Raw genomic sequence first — 16,446 nt, forward strand, 5'->3', positions numbered from 1 at the left:
CGTGCCCTCCTTCCGCTACTCCTCCACCCACCAGCCGCTGCGATAGCTCCCCGGCGAGCCCAGGTGGGCCACCACGGGCGCCATCGCCGCGGCCAGGCGCTCGTCGAGGCCCCAGGGCGGGTTGACCACCAGCATGCCGCTACCATACATGCCGCGCTCCGCCTCGCTGGGAACCTGCCGGGTGAATTCGCCGTACCAGACCTTGCGCAGCCCCCCGTCGCGGAGCGCTTCCAGCAGCTCGCGGTGGCGGCCCGCCGGCAGCAGCGGATACCACACCAGCATCACCGCATGACGCGCCTTGCGCATGGCCGTCAGCAGCGTCTCGGCCACCTCGAGATACTCCTCCTTGCGCTCGTAGCTGGGGTCGATCAGCACGCAGAGCCTCGGCGTCTTGACCGGCAGCCGCTGAAGCAGGCTCTTGAGGCCATCGCCATGGATCCGCTGGGCGGCTGCCGGGAAGGGCTGCTGGCTCAGGTGCTCGTGCTCGCCGGGGTGCAGCTCGAAGAGCCACTGCTGTTCCTGGGCCCTCAGCCGATGACCCATCCACCAGGGGGAACCGGGGTAGTGGGTCAGCCGCGAAGGGTCAGGCTGGGCACTCGCCAGGGCCGCGAGCCAGTCGCCCAGCAGCGGTTCGTTGGCCAGCGCCTGGCGGGCCTTCCAGAGCGGGATGACCCCGTCCCGATACTCCTGCAGCCGGGAGGTCTCGGCAGCATCGAGGGGATAGAGGCCGCGACCGGCATGGGTATCGATGTACGTAATAGAAGAATCTTTACGTAAAATATGATCGATGACCGCATGCAGGGTCAGGTGCTTGTGGACGTCGGCGAAGTTGCCGGCGTGGTAGGCGTGCTGATAGGAAAGCATGGATGGGGTTTGGCGACTCGGCAAGGACGGGACAAGGAAAAGGGGCCTGCCGCTTCAGGCGGCAGGCCCCACTCTGGCACTCGGCGGGCTCGCCTGGCCTTACTGGAACTGGCTCTCGATGGGGGTCAGGGTGATCTCGACGCGACGGTTCTGGGCGCGCCCCTCCTCGGTGGCGTTGCTGGCCACGGGCTGGGACGGACCATAGCCGGTCATGTAAAGGCGATTGCGCGAGACGCCGGATTGGGCCAGGTAGTTGCCGACGGATTCGGCGCGACGCTCGGAGAGACGCTGGTTGTAGTCGACGTTACCGGTGCTGTCGGTGTGACCGGCGATGTTGACCCGGGTATCGGTGTACTGGGTCAGGATCGACGCCACGTCGTTGAGGGCGTTGCGAGCGCTCATGGTCAGTTCGCTGGAGTCGAAGCCGAAGGTCACGCTGCTCGGCATGTTGAGCACGATATCGTCGCCGCGACGATCGACCTCGATGCCGGTACCGCGGGTGCTCTGGCGCAGCTCCTCCTCCTGGCGATCCATGTAGGCGCCGATGCCGGCACCGGCGGCGGCGCCCACGGCGGCACCGATCAGCGCGCGATCACGGCGGCTGGTGCTGCCGTCACCGCTCAGCGCGCCCGCGGCGGCCCCCACGGCGGCCCCGATGGCGGCACCCGTGCCGGTCTGGCTGCGCTGGGTCTGGCCGGAATAGGGGTCGGTCGTGGCGCAGCCCACCAGCAGGGCAGCGGCGGCAAGCGGGACGAGGAAGCGAGTGGGCTTGATCATGAGGTCAGATCTCCATGCAATCATCAGTAGACCCGGTAGGCATCCCTGCCGGGCAGTTCATCGGTATCACGGGCTGCGATGAGGCCGGTGGATCGGTCATTCCATGCCGATCAGCGCCAGCAGTTCATTCAAGAATAATAGACCCTGAGGCGATGCCTGCAGTCGATCGGCATCTTCCACGAGAAGTCCTTTTTTACGGGCGTGCTCGAGGCGCGCCTCGAGCACGGCGGACGGGCGGCCCGTGGCGGCTCGCCAGCGCGCCAGGGAGACCCCTTCGACCAGACGCAGGGCATTCATGGCGAACTCCAGCGGCAGCTCCTCGTCGGCAATGGGGCTGTGGCCGGCGATGAACCCCCGGGGGTCTCGGGCGCGGCGCAGGTAGGCCTCCGGCTGGCGGGCCTTCCAGCGCCGCTCGATGGCCAGGCCGGCGTCGCCATCGACGGCGCTCAGCTTGCCATGGGCGCCGGCGCCGATGCCCAGGTAGTCGCCGAAGCGCCAGTAGTTGAGGTTGTGTCGCGAGCGCCGCTGCGGGCGCGCGTAGGCCGAGATCTCGTAGCGCAGAAGGCCGGCCCGCTCCAGCCGCTCGTGGCCCAGGTCCTGGATATCCCAGAGCACCTCCTCTTCGGGCAGCCGCGGCGGCCGGGAGTGGAACTCGGTATTGGGCTCGAGGGTGAGCTGGTACCAGGAGAGGTGCTCCGGGGCGAGCGCCAGGGCCCGCTTCAGGTCGTCCAGGGCCAGCTCGGGGGTCTGGCCCGGTAGCCCGTGCATCAGGTCGAGGTTGAGGTTGTCGAAGCCCGCCTCGCGGGCCTCGAGCACCGCGGCCTCGGCGTCACGACCCGAGTGGATGCGACCCAGCGCCTGCAGCTGGGCATCCTGGAAGCTCTGCACCCCCAGCGAGAGCCGGTTGATGCCCGCCTCGCGATAGCCCGCGAAGCGCCCGCGCTCCAGGGTGCCCGGGTTGGCCTCCAGGGTGATCTCGATGTCCCGGGCCATGGGCAGGCGCGCGGCGACTCCCTCCAGCAACTGACGATAGAAGGAGGCCGACATCAGGCTCGGCGTGCCCCCGCCGATGAAGAGGCTGACCAGCTCCCGACCGGCGGCCAGCGGCAGGTCGGCATCGAGGTCGGCCAGCAGGGCCTCCAGGTACTCCCGCTCCGGCAGCGCCTGCTCGCGGCCGACGCCATGGGAGTTGAAGTCGCAGTAGGGGCACTTGCGCACGCACCAGGGCACATGCACATAGAGCGCGAGGGGCGGTAGGGCGATCATCGTGCCCCTGGGCCTTGGCCCAGCGCCTCGACCAGCGCCTGAAGGGCGCGCCCGCGATGGCTCAGGCGATTCTTTTCCGCCGACGACAGCTCGGCCACGCTCATGCCCTGCTCGGGCAGCCAGAACAGCGGGTCGTAGCCGAAGCCACCCTCGCCGCGGGGATGGGCCAGGATCTCGCCCTTCCAGCTGCGCTGAACGATCAGCGGCACCGGGTCCTCGGCGTGGCGCAGGTAGACCAGCACGCACCAGTAGCGTCCGGTTCGCTGCCCCTCGGGCACCTCCGCCAGCCGCTCCAGCAGCCGGGCATTGTTGCGCTCATCGCTCTTCGGCTCACCGGCGAAGCGCGCCGAGTAGATCCCGGGCGCCCCGTTCAACGCATCGACCTCCAGCCCCGAGTCATCGGCCAACGCCGGCAGGCCACTGACCCGGCTCGCCTCCCGCGCCTTGAGCAGGGCGTTCTCGACGAAGGTCAGGCCGGTCTCCTCCACCTCGGGGACGTCATACTCCTCCTGGGGCCTGACATCGAGGCCCAGCGGCGCCAACAGCTGGTGGAACTCGCGCAGCTTGCCGGCGTTGCCGCTGGCAAGGATCAGACATGCAGATGGAGAAGTGTTAGATGTCACTCATTAAGTCCTTGAATTAATGGATAATAATGGCTTGTAATCATAACGAGATCATGGGAGGCGTGAAGATGGTACCGAGGATGCGCCGACATGACTACGAGTGGGGGCGGGAAAACCAGCATCATGTATCCCTAAAGCATTAGAATTCTAACACTATAGGGCTTAAATAAAACACAACGTAACGGAACTTTACGAAACCAGTCTTATGGACCATGCTTCCCCAATCAAAACCGAACCCTTAGCTAAGTGCCTGCTCAGAAGAAAAAACGCATGAATTTTTCGTAACTGCATGATTTCATTGCCGCGCAGTGCGCGAAAACTTAAGCGCAGGCTCTTAGAGCAACAGCAACAGCATGGGAGCCGATGTCATGCGTCAAGGGAGTGAGCGGGTCCTTCTGGTCACCAATCAGAACCCCCAAACAACAATATTTGTAGACTTCATCACTGAGCAGATCACACGCATCGTGAGCGTCACAGCACCGCGAGACTATCTTGATACACCTTCGGGTGAGACGACCGTAGTGCTACTTGACGCAGATCATCTCGGTGAAGACATCATGCAGGAATGGCACAAGAAGCTGGCTGATACGCCATCATGTCATTTAACAGCTTTCAATTTGAGAGATGAGGATCATGCTGCAAGTCTTCTGACATTCCTGCATCTGCGTGGTGTATTTTATCGAGATGATCATCTTTTACAAATCTGCAAGGGAATTGACTCCCTCTTCTCAGGGAATCTTTGGATGTCACGTTCTCTGATGACGAGAATGATAGAGTTTTTCAGGAAGCAGCAACTTAACGCTTATCGTCCAAGCTGCGGATTGACGCAGCGAGAAATTGAAATACTGGGCATGGTAAGTTCGGGCGCATCAAATTGCGAGATTGCCAACCAGCTATTCCTTAGCGAATACACAGTAAAGTCACACCTTTACAATGTTTTCAAGAAAATAGATGTTCATAACAGAACTCAAGCGGCGAACTGGGCCAGGCAAAATATTGGAGTACTTCCCCCCCTCTGCCGCCATTAAGCGGAAATAGACATGTAGTGACAAGCGATTCATTACATGATTCCACGGAGAAGTCGTGATGAAATGCATGAGAACAGCGCTGGGATTCCTGATGATTGCTTTTTCATTAACCACTTTGGCAGAGCAGGGGGCCAGATTAATTGATAGTAGACCTCAAGCTGAAGAGCCAGCCAAAAATGAAGGGCTTGAGAACTTGGAGGAAGGGAGCGCAACAGAGGAGCTAAGTCGACAGTTCCATCTTAGTGAGCCCGGTCTTTCAGGAATCATAACTGACAGAACGATCACAATGCTGGGAAGAGAATTTTATAGGCAATTCACCCAGAAAAGCAATGAGAGCCCGATCATCTCAGAAACAAATCTATCTGTACACGAGAGGCCTGATGCGCGCTGGGGAAGTCAGGTATGGATAGCACAGAACAATAGAATAATACTTCAGGCAACACTACCACCAAGAATCAGCGATATAGAAGGATATGCAGAGGCGGCTTTTGATCAGGTCCAGCAACGATTGATCCAGGAGACCATCATGAGAGCTATTGGTAATGACCCTGACCTTGCAGATGAAGAAATTTAACCTTTTACAACAACATCCAGATCACTGAAAGAAGGAGTCACTCCATGAAGAAGCGCAATAAACTCCTGTCCTTGGCATGTTCTGCTGGAACAGCATTAACATTTCTTACACTCCCGGTCATGGCAGGAGAGCTTGTCTACAGACCTCTTAACCCATCATTTGGGGGTGACCCCCTACGCGGTAGTTATTTGCTCAACAAGGCACAGGCTCAGGATACCAAAAGGGACCCTAACGCCCCGGACTTCAGAGGGTTCAGCCAAGCCGACCTGTTTATTCAGGAGCTGCGCGCCGGGATACTTAATGAATCTCTAGAGCAAGCCCTCGAGGGCAACGTCAACCCTACAACCATCACCTCATCCACGCTAGACATACGTCTGGTGCCCAGCGGGTCAGGGTTCAATCTTAGAATCACCGACAAGACCACTGGTGAAGTGACAGACATAAATTTTGGCCAGCAATTTTAATAGAATTTAATATGCAAGGGACTATCAGGGGGAGGTAGAGCAATGAAAATATTTGCCATATGTCTTGCTTCGGGAATGATGGCGTTAAGTGGCTGCGCAAGCGTTGTGACATCATATGACTATCTGGAAGGAGCTCCAGCAACACTTGTCCCCAGAACAAGTACCTATCAGGATCTTGTGTCACTTCCAAGGCCAAGCGCTCCCATCTATACGGCAGTCTATGACTTCAGGGACCAGACGGGGCAGTACCGGCCTCAACCGGCAAGCACCTTCTCCACTGCAGTCACGCAGGGGGGAGCCGCAATGCTGAGCGCTGCATTGGCAGATTCGGGATGGTTCATCCCGCTCGAGAGGATCGGACTTCAGAACTTGCTGACCGAAAGAAGAATTATTCGAGCAAACCTGGAGAGATTCGGAAGGGAAAATGAGCTGGAATCCCTCAACGCTGCAAGAGTACTTATGGAAGGTGGTATTATTGCCTACGATACCAATATGAAAACAGGGGGCATCGGTGCTGAATATTTCGGGATTGGTGCTTCCACACAATATCAGGTGGATCAGGTCACTGTTAACCTGAGGGCAGTGGACATTTCAACGGGAGAAGTTCTAGCGAACGTCACAACCAGCAAGACGGTCTATTCCCATGAAGTGCGTGCCGGTGTGTATCGATTCGTAAGCTTCAGGCGCCTGCTTGAGGCTGAAGGTGGCTATACACATAATGAGCCAGTTCAGATGGCTGTGATGTCTGCCATTGAGTCTGCCGTAGTTCACCTGATTACAGAAGGTGTTGATCGAAATCTGTGGGCACTACAGAATCCTGATGATAGAGATAATAACATTCTACAGTCCTACAGGGATGCAATCTCACCAATGCTGTGACAGGCGAAAAACCCACCTCCCGAAACTCAAAAAAATTAAAGGGCTCCAGAAAGAGCCCTTTTTCATGGGGCAACACCCTCAATGGCGACATGATGCATTTCAGAAAATAATTACTTCTCCTGAAAATATTAGAATTTTAATACATATCTACTCGTATAGGAGCAAACCTCTAATACCACACACACTAGAATATACCATGTATCTTTTCATGCCTATTTCCTATGGCCAATGTGAAGCTTTGTGTCGAAACTGTAAGTGCAAAACGGAAAGTAGGGAAGCACCACAACCACACCCAGGCTCTTCAGGAAGGGCAGTGCAATGAAACTAAGGCTCGATCACAAGGCCATTAAATTGGCTACCATCGCTGTGCTGGCATCGGGTTTCCCACTGATGTCGCTGACTTCAGTTGCAATGGCAGGTGATGACCTTTCTGGCAATGCAGAGTTGAGCGTGGCTAGTGATAACGCCCTCTTTATTCAGCAGGCTAGAATAGAGCAAATAGGCAGCAATAATGCTGCTAGAACATATCAGGTAGGCAGCTACAACAGTTCATCTATTCTTCAGATCGGATCGGGAAACCAAGGGAGTATCTCGCAACTTGGCAGTGGCCATGACGCAGGAATCCTTCAGGCGGGAGGTTACCTTGAAGCTCGGATTACCCAGCAAGGATATGGACACAGTGGAAACATCGTTCAGAAAGGTTTTGGCAAGGAAGCCTCGATAACACAGCATGGAGTATATGGTAACGCCAATATTCAACAGCTGAGTACCTCTCGCGCACCCCCTGTTTCTGTGACACAGATTTCGCGCGGCTCGGCTTCGGTGCAGGTAATCCAACGCTGAGAAATAGACAGTCTCGTCGCTTTACCTGATAAGTGGATACAGATAGGAATTTGGGAAGGCCAGATCCTATATCCGGCTTTCTTGGCAAACCCCCTGGCTGCTCTAACAAGGTTTACAAGCATAACCAGGGAATCATCATGAAGGGGAATGACCATGAAACTCAAGATGACTGCTATCGCTGCCGCTATCGCCTTCTCCTCAGGCGCTGCCATGGCCAGCGACAATAACTCCACCATTGACCAGTCCGGATTCTACAATGATGCCGATGTAACACAGCTCGGCTTCAGCAACGAATCCGGTATCACATCTGACGGCTGGGGCAACGATGCCACCGTTGTGCAACTGGGGATGATGAACGAATCAACCATCGAGCAGGAAGGGATAGGCAACAGCGCCGATACCTACCAGAATGGCACTGACAATGCTGTTTCCCACCTGCAGACCGGCTGGGGTAACACCTCCAAGAGTGTTCAGAAAGGCTATCAGAACATGGCGACGGTCAGCCAGGACGGCATCAAGCTGAGTTCCGATGTCTACCAGAACGGCTATGGCAACCAGGCTGATGTTGAGCAGACCGGTACCGGTAACAGCTCCGAAGTAACACAGGAAGGTGGAAAATCATTCTATGGGTTTAACTTTGGAGGGCAGAACGAAGCCACCGTAATCCAGAGCGGCTACAAGAACGACTCTTCTATTACCCAGAAGGGCGACTATAACACCGCCACCACCACCCAGAGTGGGAAGTTCAACGATGCTACCGTGGTTCAGAAAGGTAGGTCTAACAACTCTGATATCAGTCAGTCTGGCTACAATGACCTGGCCGATGTCTACCAGAACGGCAAGAACAATGAATCCAGCGTGACCCAAAGCGGCTGGAACAACGAAGCCCAGGTGGTCCAGAAGGGCAACTCGAACGACTCCGATATCAGCCAGTCAGGCTTCAATGATCTGGCCGACGTCTACCAGTCTGGCTATGGCCACAGCTCTACTGTGGAGCAGTCTGCACTGGGTGGCTGGGGTGTCTTCGGCTCCTTTGCGGCCAACACCGCCAACGTGACCCAGCTTGGCATCTCCAATACTTCAAGTGTGTCGCAGCAGGGTGGCGGTAACAGCGCCACCGTCTTCCAGCACTAAGCTAGAAAACTTGCAAGAGCCCCGCGACAGCGGGGCTTTTTTTCGAGATACTGCTGCTTTAATAATATGTATATGACATGTGTGTGCAATGGATAATCCTGCATCTAGCAATAGCTAACCGAGATTAGTAGTGCTTCTCTTCACCCGGCGCTTACAAAATCAAGAACTCCATGAGGTATGACTCACAAACAGAAGCCCTCTTCTCTAGGCCACGTATGCACCCAAACTGAATGACGGTGACCTAGAACAAGTCAGCTAAAAAAATGGTAGCAAAATTTCCGTACTCGGCTATAGTAAGAAACATAGGGATACATAAGTTAACACGTCGATCCAGAACATCGTCACCGCCGGGAGATATCGATGCTGCATAGAGCAGGGCTAATGTTCACTCTGACCGGGTGCCTTCTGATGGCCCTCCCAGCAATGGCACAAGGCGTGGATGCCCAACGGGAGACATTGGTAGGACAAGCGAACGATGGTGCCCTGGAACCAGCCATCGCCGGAATGCTGCGCCTGTATACTCGCAGCAACGACTCTAGGGTCAGAGATGACCTGATTGCCCTGTTGATTCGTGCACAGCGCTATGAAGATGCCCTGAATCTTTGCATTGTGTGTGACGTTAGCGATTACAGCGATGGCGAGCTGTTGAACCTGGGGGGGGCAGCCAGATCCGCCGGCCGTCCCGAGGAATCTCTTGCCTTCTTTCAAGAGCTTTCGAAAAGAGACGCTCTTGATTCCAATGCCTGGCTCGGCCAGGCGCTTGCCAGCATTGATCTGGAACGTTTCCAGATGGCGGACAACCATCTGATGCAGTATGAATCGCTGGCGGGAACCACCTCCGCAGGTCTGGAAGCCAGGGGGTATCTTGCTGCCAGTACGAATGATGCCATGCAGGAACTTATGGCGCGACAGGCTCTCGTCGGCGAGAACCCCGATGATCAGACTGAACTCAAGGCAATCTACCGCCTGGCTACCGAGCTTGGAGCCAGCTCGGCTGCCCGACGACTTCTTGAACGTCACCCTGAAGCCTTCACTGCCAGGGATAGCCTCTGGCTGACCTATCATGAAGCGGTCACCAATATTCGGCTCGGCATCCATATCGATGAACACCAAAGCGTGCTGGAAGGCCTGTCTCAACTGGAAACCGTCATCCGCAGCCCCCAGGTAACTCCCGAACTCAGGCTGATGGCCGAGCGCGACAAGGTGGTTGCACTTTCCCACCTTCGGCAATTTGATGAGGCGGATCAGCTGAGCCTTCAGCTTGAACAAGAGCATGGGCCTCAGCCCCTGTACGTCACGAGGGCCAGGGCGCATGCACTGATCGGTCTTGGCCGCCCTGAGGATGCCATCAACGCCTATCGACAGATTCTTGACAAAGCACCTGAGAGAGGTAACGACATTGACGATCCACTATATGAAGGCCTTTTCTATGGGTATACCGATGCTCGCCAATACCGCAACGCCCGCGAACTGCTGAATGAATGGAGAACCATCGAGCCGGACTATCGCTGGGATTTCACGGGTACTACTCAGATCGAAAACCCTAATCGCCAGAAGCTGCTGATGCTGGAAGTACTGCTTGAGGCCTGGCGAGGTAACGAAGCTGAAGCCTATGACCGGCTTGATAGCTACCTTGCAGAGGCACCGGCAAATCCCTATCTATGGATGCTTCGTGGTGATATCAGCCGTTGGCGGGGCTGGCCTAGGCAAGCAAAGGTGGATTACCAGCAAGCGGCAGAGCTTCTTTCACCAGAGCAGCAGGAAATGCGCCACCACAGCGAGCTAATCGCGGAGCTTCAGCAAGGAAACTGGCGTGGAACGGTTTCCGACATTCGCCGGGAACTCAACCATGCAAAACCCGGTGTATCAAAAGATACACTTGAACGGGAGTGGAGAGAGCAGCGTGCCGCCGAGCTATCCACTTCATTCGATCGCAGCCGTGGATCTGGGTCGGGCACCCAAGCATCTCGTGAATGGGTAAACGATGTTATCTTTCGTGCACCGAGAAATGACAACGGTTCACGCATTTACCTGAGAAGACGGGATCAATATGGAAGCTTTGATGAGGAATCAATCCGATCCGCGTTTAGCATCGTTGGCTATGAGTGGAATCTTCACCCCACGACACTCGATATTTCAGCTGGTTACGAGTCAAAAATTAATAACGACGCCCACTTCGGGGTTACGCTACAGCATGACTTTTCCGATCATCTGAACGTTGCAGTAGGCGCTGAAATTAATAGCATTACAACACCATTGAGAGCCTTGAACGACGATGTCAGTGCCCATCGCTACCATGCTGATGTTATATACCGTCGTGACGAAAGGCGTACTCTGGGTGGAACAATAAGCCTGATGGATTTCGACGACGGCAACTTGAGGCGAAGTGCATACGGGTACTGGGACGAGCGATTGTATAAAAAAGACATGTGGGAGTTATCCTCGACTGCCTACCTTTCAGGTTCGGCCAACGACAATGTCGCCGCTAGCTACTTCAACCCCAAAGAAGACTTCCACGTTGGTGGACGTATAAATCTCGCCCATGAGCTTCCTTTGGGCTATCGAAAAACATTGACACAAAGCGCCACCTTGGGCGTGGGTGACTATCAACAACGTTATTTTAAAAGCGACACAACCTGGGAGCTTGGTTATCGGCACCGTTGGGAAATGTCCCCGACCCTGAGCGTGGAGTATGGTATCAGCCGTGAACGATCTATTTATGACGGCCAGCCAGAATATGACACCATCGTCACTGGTACCGTTGTCTGGAGGTTTCCGTGAATAACTCTTTAGTTACCGCTCTTCTGATAATTCTTGGCATCACCATGATGAAGCCTGCGCTGTCTAATGAGAAAGCGAGTGAGCTCATTGTCTTCAGCTATCACGATGTACTCGATAATACAGCTCAAGTTTCGAATCAGCATTTGCCACAGACCATCACGCGTGAGCGTCTAATTGAACACTTCAACCTTATCGATACACACGGCTACCACCCGATCAGTTTTCAAGAGTACCTTGATGCGGAAGCTGGATTTCAGCAACTTCCCGAAAAAGCGGTCATGTTGGTTTTTGATGACGGATATCGTAGCTTCTATGACACCGTTTACCCACTCTTGAAGCTTTATGATTTCCCGGCAGTCAGCGCAGTCGTTGGCAGCTGGCTGGACGTGCCAGAAGGAGAGAAAGTATCTTACGGGAACTCTCTGTTACCACGTGAATCCTTCATGAGCTGGCAGCAGCTACAGGAACTCCAGGAAGATCCTTTGGTTGAGATCGCTTCACATACTTATGACATGCACTACGGGGTGTCAGGGAACCCTCAGGGTAATGAGCAAGCTGTAGCAGTAACCAGCCGCTGGCAGAACGGCCAGTATGAGTCGGAGCAGGAGTATCTGCATCGTGTGCGCCTGGATATGGAAAGAGCCACCACTCAGCTTAAGGAACGTCTCGGCACGGCGCCACGATTAATGGTATGGCCCTATGGCGCCTATAGCGAAGCAACGCTCGATATTGCAGCTGAGTATGGCATGGCACACAGTTTCAGTCTGCTGAGCCAGCCTAATATACTGGGAGCCGAGAACCGCGTAATGGGACGCTACCTAGTCGACCAGGAAACTAGCCTGCAAACCTTAAAGGAGATTCTGGATAATCGAATCTGGGAGCGGGAAGAGCTTCGTATCGTCCACATCGATCTGGACTATGTCTATGATCCTGATCCCGATCAACAAGAGCGAAACCTTGACATACTCATTGATAGAATATATCGATTTGGTGTCAGCACGGTATATTTACAAGCTTTCGCCGACCAGAATGCCAATGGTGTAGCGGAAGCACTTTATTTCGAAAACCGCCATCTCCCGGTGAAGGCCGACCTATTCAATCGCGTGGCTTGGCAGTTGAAAAAGCGTGCCAATGTGAAGGTTTATGCATGGATGCCGGTGCTCGCCTTTGACCTTGGACCGGATTACCATTACGTCACTGATGCCAGGATAGGTCGTATTGCTGAGGAGCACTACCTTCGCCTATCCCCCTACTCAGCACGCAATCGCGAGGTCATCAAGGAAATTTATCAGGATCTTGGAAGATTGAATAAATTCGACGGACTTCTTTTCCATGATGATGCCTTCATGACAGACTTCGAGGATTCCAGTCCTGAAGCATCGGAGTGGTATAGTGAAAAGTGGTCACTCCCTGGGGATGTGAATATTATTCGCGGTAACCAGGAGCTTCTCCAACGTTGGACAGATCTAAAGATTGAACACATTACTGATTTCACCCTTGAGCTTGCCGATGCCGCAAACCTCTATCGTCAATCCGATAACAAGACTTTCACTACTTCTCGAAATCTGTATGCAATTACCGTGATGGAGCCAGAAAGCAAGCGCTGGTTTTCACAGACACCTGAGAATTTTGCTGCTGCCTATGATTATGTAGCAGTCATGGCCATGCCCCTCATGGAGGAAGCAGAGGATCCTGAAACCTGGCTTGACAAGCTTGCTCAGCACGCCTTGTCCCGTGTTCCGAGAAACCAACTTGTTTTCGAGCTACAGACTCAAGACTGGAGAAATCAAACACCAATAGACAATACGACTTTGATCGATTGGATCAAAAGAGTCAGGAAAGCAGGGATACCCCACATCGGCTACTACCCTGATGATTTTCATAACAACCATCCAGACATTAGTAAAATCGGGCCACATTTTTCATTATCCCGCCGCTTTGGAGTGAAAAGATGAATATACTTGATTATCTAGCTATTTTTACATTCATCTATCCAAGTGCCATGGCAACTGTGTGGATCTGTGGTGGTATATACTTTTATCTGCATTGGGAGAGGAAGCAGCCTTGGCCAACCATTCACGAATGGCATGATGATGCCCCTCCGGTCACGGTTCTCCTGCCTTGTTTCAATGAAGGAAGGAATATTGAAGAAACTGTGAAACACTTGTTTAATCAGAACTATCCCAATCTTGAGATTATTGCCATCAATGATGGAAGCACCGATGATACCGCCAGCAAGCTAGAAACACTAAAACTATCATTCCCCCAGCTCAAGGTGCTACATCAACAAAACAATGGAAAGGCCAATGCTTTGAACTACGGTCTAAGCAAAGCGAATGGAGAAATCATAGTTGGCATAGACGGTGATTCAGTTCTCGACTACGACGCCATAGGATATATGGTAGAACATTTTCGGGGCAGCCCGAAAGTCAGCGGTGTCACCGGAAATCCTAGAGTTCGAACTCGATCAACAGCGATCGGCAAGATACAGACGGGCGAATTTTCATCGATCATAGGATTGATAAAACGAGCTCAGCGCATCTATGGCATGGTTTTTACCATATCTGGTGTAGTCTGTGCTTTTCGCAAGAGTGCACTTGATGCTATTAATGGCTGGAACACCGATATGGTGACAGAGGATATTGACGTCAGCTGGCGTCTACAGCTCAATGGTGGGCAGGTAAGGTACGAACCTAGAGCGCTTTGCTGGGTGCTGATGCCTGAAACCCTGAGAGGACTCTTCCGGCAGAGACTGAGGTGGGCGCAGGGGGGAGGGGAGGTCTTCCTTCGGTATTTCACCACCTCATTGAAGTGGGAAAATAGACGATTTTGGATTTTGATGTTCGAATATATGCTAAGCGTCATCTGGTGCTACTCGGTCATCCTCTTCATATTGACTTGGTCTATGACTTCACTTTTTTCTGACTTCTCCTACAGCATGGCTGGAGATTTCATCAGCTATTTTGGTGGAGCTCTTGTTGCGATCAGCTTTATACAATTCACGGTAAGTTTTATTATTGACAGCCGATATGATAAGAAAATATTTCGCTGTGCCTACTGGTGTATCTGGTATCCATTTGTCTATTGGATACTAAACATGATCACGGTTGTAATCGCCTTTCCAAAGGCTGTCATGAGACAAAAGGGTCGCAATGCCACTTGGGAAAGCCCCGACAGAGGAGAACTCTTCCATGAGAAATAAATTACCTTCTATCATTATCGACAACCCTTCTCATATGAGTTTCGGGTACATGCTCCGCGACTTTTCCATCGCATTCGCGACATTAGCAATCTGGATCATATGTCTAGCTAAGCTATATTTGTTTTTGAGAAACGGGCAGGCTTTTGTCGCTGATATGTATCCTATTGCCATGGCAAGAATTATTCTTCTGGGATTTTTTATTACCTTTATTTCATTTCACCTATGGTCTTTATATAACAAATCATTATACAAAAGTGAAATGAAGAGAACCACCCACGCCCCAACTATTAGTGATGGTAATGAAGAGGTCATCGCTGGATCTCATGGTTCAGTAGAGCTGTCACCAAGCAGCATCACTGAACACGTAGACGCAACTCACTCTGCGCACCTCGAGTTCGGGAACGGCTAACGTTTCCAGCCTTTCTTACCTGAATTTCGAGCTCGCCATCACTACTGAGTTGTTTAACATTAATCTCGATGCCGGTACCCAAATAGTGAAAGTTTTGTGGCACTGTCCCTGCTAGCTGATGGGTAACGGCATCTTTCTTTTGGAAAACCGTCAAGCTCCCCGAGAATTCTGTTCCCGGCTCACCACCTATGATGACTTCAATATCATTACCTTGATCTTCTCTGTAATTTTCTTGCATTTTTATATCTCCAGCTGCCTGGGATGCAAAGCCGACACAGGCAATAAAGAACCATCTAGTAATTCTGTTATTCATGTCAGCTCCTGAATGGTCGCTCAGAATTGTCCCAGTAGAAGTCAGCCTGTCAGCCTGACATGTTCATTTACCAGATCTGCCAGGGTCTCGGCGGCGTTGTCCGCCGTGGTATCCAGGTGGACCAGGTGCAGGCGCTCCTCGTCGGCGAATGACTCGAAGGCCGCCTGCTGCCGCGACAGCACCCCGAGACTCCGGGCCACGTCGCTGCCCTGGCGACGCGCGCGCTTCTCGATGCGCCGCCTGAGCGTGGCGTCATCGGCCTCGAAGCTGACCAGCAGGCAGGGCAGGCCACGCGCCTCGGCCTGCTGGCGCAGCAGGTCCCGCTGCCAGCGGCAGAGGAAGGTCCCATCCACGCAGGCCGGGATACCGGCATCGAGCAGGGCCCCGGCACAGCTCGCCAGCCGGCGGTAGGTCCGTTCGGTGGCCTCATCGGAGAAGATATCCACAGCCGCTCCGTCGCCGCCCCCCTGTGGATGGATGGCGACGGGGTCGAGGTCATGCAGTCGGCGCCGCTCCGCATCCGAACAGACGCGAATGGCCCCCAGCCGGGCGACCAGGCCGCTGGTAAAGCGACTCTTGCCGCTGCCCGACACGCCCACGGCGATCACCAGCGGGGGGAACCGGAACTCGGCGATGCGTTCGGCCAGCGCCAGGTAGCGGCGGCACTCCCCCATGCACTCGGCCAGCAGGGCCGGGTGCTCCGGATCCTGGCCGTTGCCGGGCCGCCGGCGCAGCGAGCGGCGGGCACCGGAAAGCGCATGGCAGGTGCCATACAGTGACAGCAGCCTGGCCAGCTCGTAGTCCCCGGAAAGCCGAAGGTAGAGGTCCAGCGCCTGTCGCGTCAGGCCCGATTCGCCGCGGATCTCCAGCCCCACCATCAGGGCCGCCAGGTCACTGGCCGGATCCGCCGGCAGGTCGGCCCCGGGTGCCTCGGGGTCGCGGCCGATGGCATTGGCCATCAGCACCCGTCCCTGATGACCAAGCCGGCTGCCGGGGTGCGAAAGGGCCCAGCTGGGCAGCGCTGCACGCGCCTCCAGCAGCGGCCCCAGCCGGGCCATGTCCTGCTCCAGCCATGCCTCGAGGTAAGCCAGGCGTTCACGGTCCTCGTCGCCGGGGAGCCGCTCGCGGAGCGCCTCGATCTCACCATCGGCCAAGGCACGAACGGCAGCGGCCCCGGGGGCGCCAGGCGAGGGCTCGGCATCGGCATGAAAGGCCACCAGGTCGGCGATCAGCGCCTCTAGATCCAGGACGTCATCCTCTTGTCTTTGGCCCATCGTGCATCTCCGGGG

The 16,446-nt window shown here is 54.7% G+C and carries 15 protein-coding genes; 9 read left to right on the forward strand and 6 right to left on the reverse strand.

Annotated features, from left to right (window positions below; genetic code table 11):
- Positions 1–15: 15 nt before the first annotated feature.
- From HIR79_RS01130 to rdgB, 4 genes are all read right to left on the reverse strand, one after another.
- Positions 16–864: a 23S rRNA (adenine(2030)-N(6))-methyltransferase RlmJ gene (locus HIR79_RS01130; protein ID WP_169956150.1), complete on the reverse strand. Its 849-nt coding sequence runs from the start codon at positions 862–864 to the stop codon at positions 16–18.
- 99 nt (positions 865–963) lie between these two features.
- Complete coding sequence (locus tag HIR79_RS01135; RefSeq protein ID WP_169956152.1) at positions 964–1,641, reverse strand: YiaD family glycine zipper/OmpA-like lipoprotein; 678 nt, start codon at positions 1,639–1,641, stop codon at positions 964–966.
- Between the two features lie 96 nt (positions 1,642–1,737).
- Positions 1,738–2,907, reverse strand: coding sequence for a radical SAM family heme chaperone HemW (gene hemW, locus HIR79_RS01140; protein ID WP_169956154.1), 1,170 nt, complete (start codon positions 2,905–2,907; stop codon positions 1,738–1,740).
- Positions 2,904–3,530, reverse strand: coding sequence for an RdgB/HAM1 family non-canonical purine NTP pyrophosphatase (rdgB, locus tag HIR79_RS01145; protein WP_249322213.1), 627 nt, complete (start codon positions 3,528–3,530; stop codon positions 2,904–2,906). The genes hemW and rdgB overlap by 4 nt, the downstream gene beginning before the upstream one ends.
- 353 nt (positions 3,531–3,883) lie before the next feature.
- Between rdgB and HIR79_RS01150 the strand changes: the two genes are divergently transcribed.
- The 9 genes from HIR79_RS01150 to pgaC all read left to right on the forward strand — a co-directional run bounded on the left by HIR79_RS01150 (position 3,884) and on the right by pgaC (position 14,435).
- On the forward strand, positions 3,884–4,558 hold the full coding sequence (locus tag HIR79_RS01150) for a response regulator transcription factor (RefSeq protein ID WP_249322214.1): 675 nt from the start codon (positions 3,884–3,886) through the stop codon (positions 4,556–4,558).
- 67 nt (positions 4,559–4,625) lie between these two features.
- Positions 4,626–5,132, forward strand: a complete 507-nt coding sequence (locus HIR79_RS01155; RefSeq protein ID WP_169956156.1) for a CsgE family curli-type amyloid fiber assembly protein — start codon at positions 4,626–4,628, stop codon at positions 5,130–5,132.
- A 44-nt stretch (positions 5,133–5,176) separates the two neighbouring features.
- Positions 5,177–5,596 carry a curli assembly protein CsgF gene (locus HIR79_RS01160; RefSeq protein WP_169956158.1) on the forward strand — a complete coding sequence of 140 codons (420 nt, stop codon included), beginning with the start codon at positions 5,177–5,179 and terminating at the stop codon, positions 5,594–5,596.
- A 42-nt stretch (positions 5,597–5,638) separates the two neighbouring features.
- Positions 5,639–6,475 (forward strand): CsgG/HfaB family protein, encoded by an 837-nt coding sequence (locus tag HIR79_RS01165; protein ID WP_169956160.1) that lies wholly within the window; start codon positions 5,639–5,641, stop codon positions 6,473–6,475.
- Positions 6,476–6,793: 318 nt separating this feature from the next.
- Positions 6,794–7,318, forward strand: coding sequence for a hypothetical protein (locus HIR79_RS01170; RefSeq protein WP_169956162.1), 525 nt, complete (start codon positions 6,794–6,796; stop codon positions 7,316–7,318).
- A gap of 153 nt (positions 7,319–7,471) precedes the next feature.
- Entirely contained in the window at positions 7,472–8,452 is a 981-nt protein-coding gene (locus HIR79_RS01175; RefSeq protein ID WP_169956164.1) for a hypothetical protein, read from the forward strand.
- Positions 8,453–8,833: 381 nt separating this feature from the next.
- Positions 8,834–11,233 (forward strand): poly-beta-1,6 N-acetyl-D-glucosamine export porin PgaA, encoded by a 2,400-nt coding sequence (gene pgaA / locus HIR79_RS01180; protein WP_169956167.1) that lies wholly within the window; start codon positions 8,834–8,836, stop codon positions 11,231–11,233.
- Positions 11,230–13,188: a poly-beta-1,6-N-acetyl-D-glucosamine N-deacetylase PgaB gene (gene pgaB, locus HIR79_RS01185; protein ID WP_249322215.1), complete on the forward strand. Its 1,959-nt coding sequence runs from the start codon at positions 11,230–11,232 to the stop codon at positions 13,186–13,188. The genes pgaA and pgaB overlap by 4 nt, the downstream gene beginning before the upstream one ends.
- Complete coding sequence (gene pgaC / locus HIR79_RS01190) at positions 13,185–14,435, forward strand: poly-beta-1,6-N-acetyl-D-glucosamine synthase (protein ID WP_169956170.1); 1,251 nt, start codon at positions 13,185–13,187, stop codon at positions 14,433–14,435. The genes pgaB and pgaC overlap by 4 nt, the downstream gene beginning before the upstream one ends.
- Positions 14,436–14,788: 353 nt before the next feature.
- Here pgaC and HIR79_RS01195 read toward each other — a convergent pair whose 3' ends face one another.
- Both HIR79_RS01195 and HIR79_RS01200 read right to left on the reverse strand, forming a co-directional pair.
- Positions 14,789–15,157: a hypothetical protein gene (locus tag HIR79_RS01195; protein ID WP_169956172.1), complete on the reverse strand. Its 369-nt coding sequence runs from the start codon at positions 15,155–15,157 to the stop codon at positions 14,789–14,791.
- A gap of 41 nt (positions 15,158–15,198) precedes the next feature.
- A complete protein-coding gene (locus HIR79_RS01200; protein WP_169956175.1) occupies positions 15,199–16,431 on the reverse strand; it encodes a P-loop nucleotide/nucleoside kinase family protein in 1,233 nt (410 codons plus the stop codon).
- Positions 16,432–16,446: the final 15 nt, after the last annotated feature.

Origin of the sequence: Halomonas sp. PGE1 (assembly GCF_013000985.1) — a bacterium.
Taxonomy (GTDB): Bacteria; Pseudomonadota; Gammaproteobacteria; order Pseudomonadales; family Halomonadaceae; genus Halomonas; species Halomonas alkalicola.

Bases quoted from the DNA above. Each gene is read 5' to 3' on its own strand.
- HIR79_RS01135 (WP_169956152.1), bottom strand. From the start codon at position 1,641: ATGATCAAGCCCACTCGCTTCCTCGTCCCGCTTGCCGCCGCTGCCCTG.
- HIR79_RS01170 (WP_169956162.1), top strand. From the start codon at position 6,794: ATGAAACTAAGGCTCGATCACAAGGCCATTAAATTGGCTACCATCGCT.
- HIR79_RS01200 (WP_169956175.1), bottom strand. From the start codon at position 16,431: ATGGGCCAAAGACAAGAGGATGACGTCCTGGATCTAGAGGCGCTGATC.
- HIR79_RS01165 (WP_169956160.1), top strand. From the start codon at position 5,639: ATGAAAATATTTGCCATATGTCTTGCTTCGGGAATGATGGCGTTAAGT.
- HIR79_RS01195 (WP_169956172.1), bottom strand. From the start codon at position 15,157: ATGAATAACAGAATTACTAGATGGTTCTTTATTGCCTGTGTCGGCTTT.
- pgaA (WP_169956167.1), top strand. From the start codon at position 8,834: ATGTTCACTCTGACCGGGTGCCTTCTGATGGCCCTCCCAGCAATGGCA.
- pgaC (WP_169956170.1), top strand. From the start codon at position 13,185: ATGAATATACTTGATTATCTAGCTATTTTTACATTCATCTATCCAAGT.
- HIR79_RS01130 (WP_169956150.1), bottom strand. From the start codon at position 864: ATGCTTTCCTATCAGCACGCCTACCACGCCGGCAACTTCGCCGACGTC.
- HIR79_RS01175 (WP_169956164.1), top strand. From the start codon at position 7,472: ATGAAACTCAAGATGACTGCTATCGCTGCCGCTATCGCCTTCTCCTCA.
- HIR79_RS01150 (WP_249322214.1), top strand. From the start codon at position 3,884: ATGGGAGCCGATGTCATGCGTCAAGGGAGTGAGCGGGTCCTTCTGGTC.
- HIR79_RS01160 (WP_169956158.1), top strand. From the start codon at position 5,177: ATGAAGAAGCGCAATAAACTCCTGTCCTTGGCATGTTCTGCTGGAACA.
- hemW (WP_169956154.1), bottom strand. From the start codon at position 2,907: ATGATCGCCCTACCGCCCCTCGCGCTCTATGTGCATGTGCCCTGGTGC.
- HIR79_RS01155 (WP_169956156.1), top strand. From the start codon at position 4,626: ATGAGAACAGCGCTGGGATTCCTGATGATTGCTTTTTCATTAACCACT.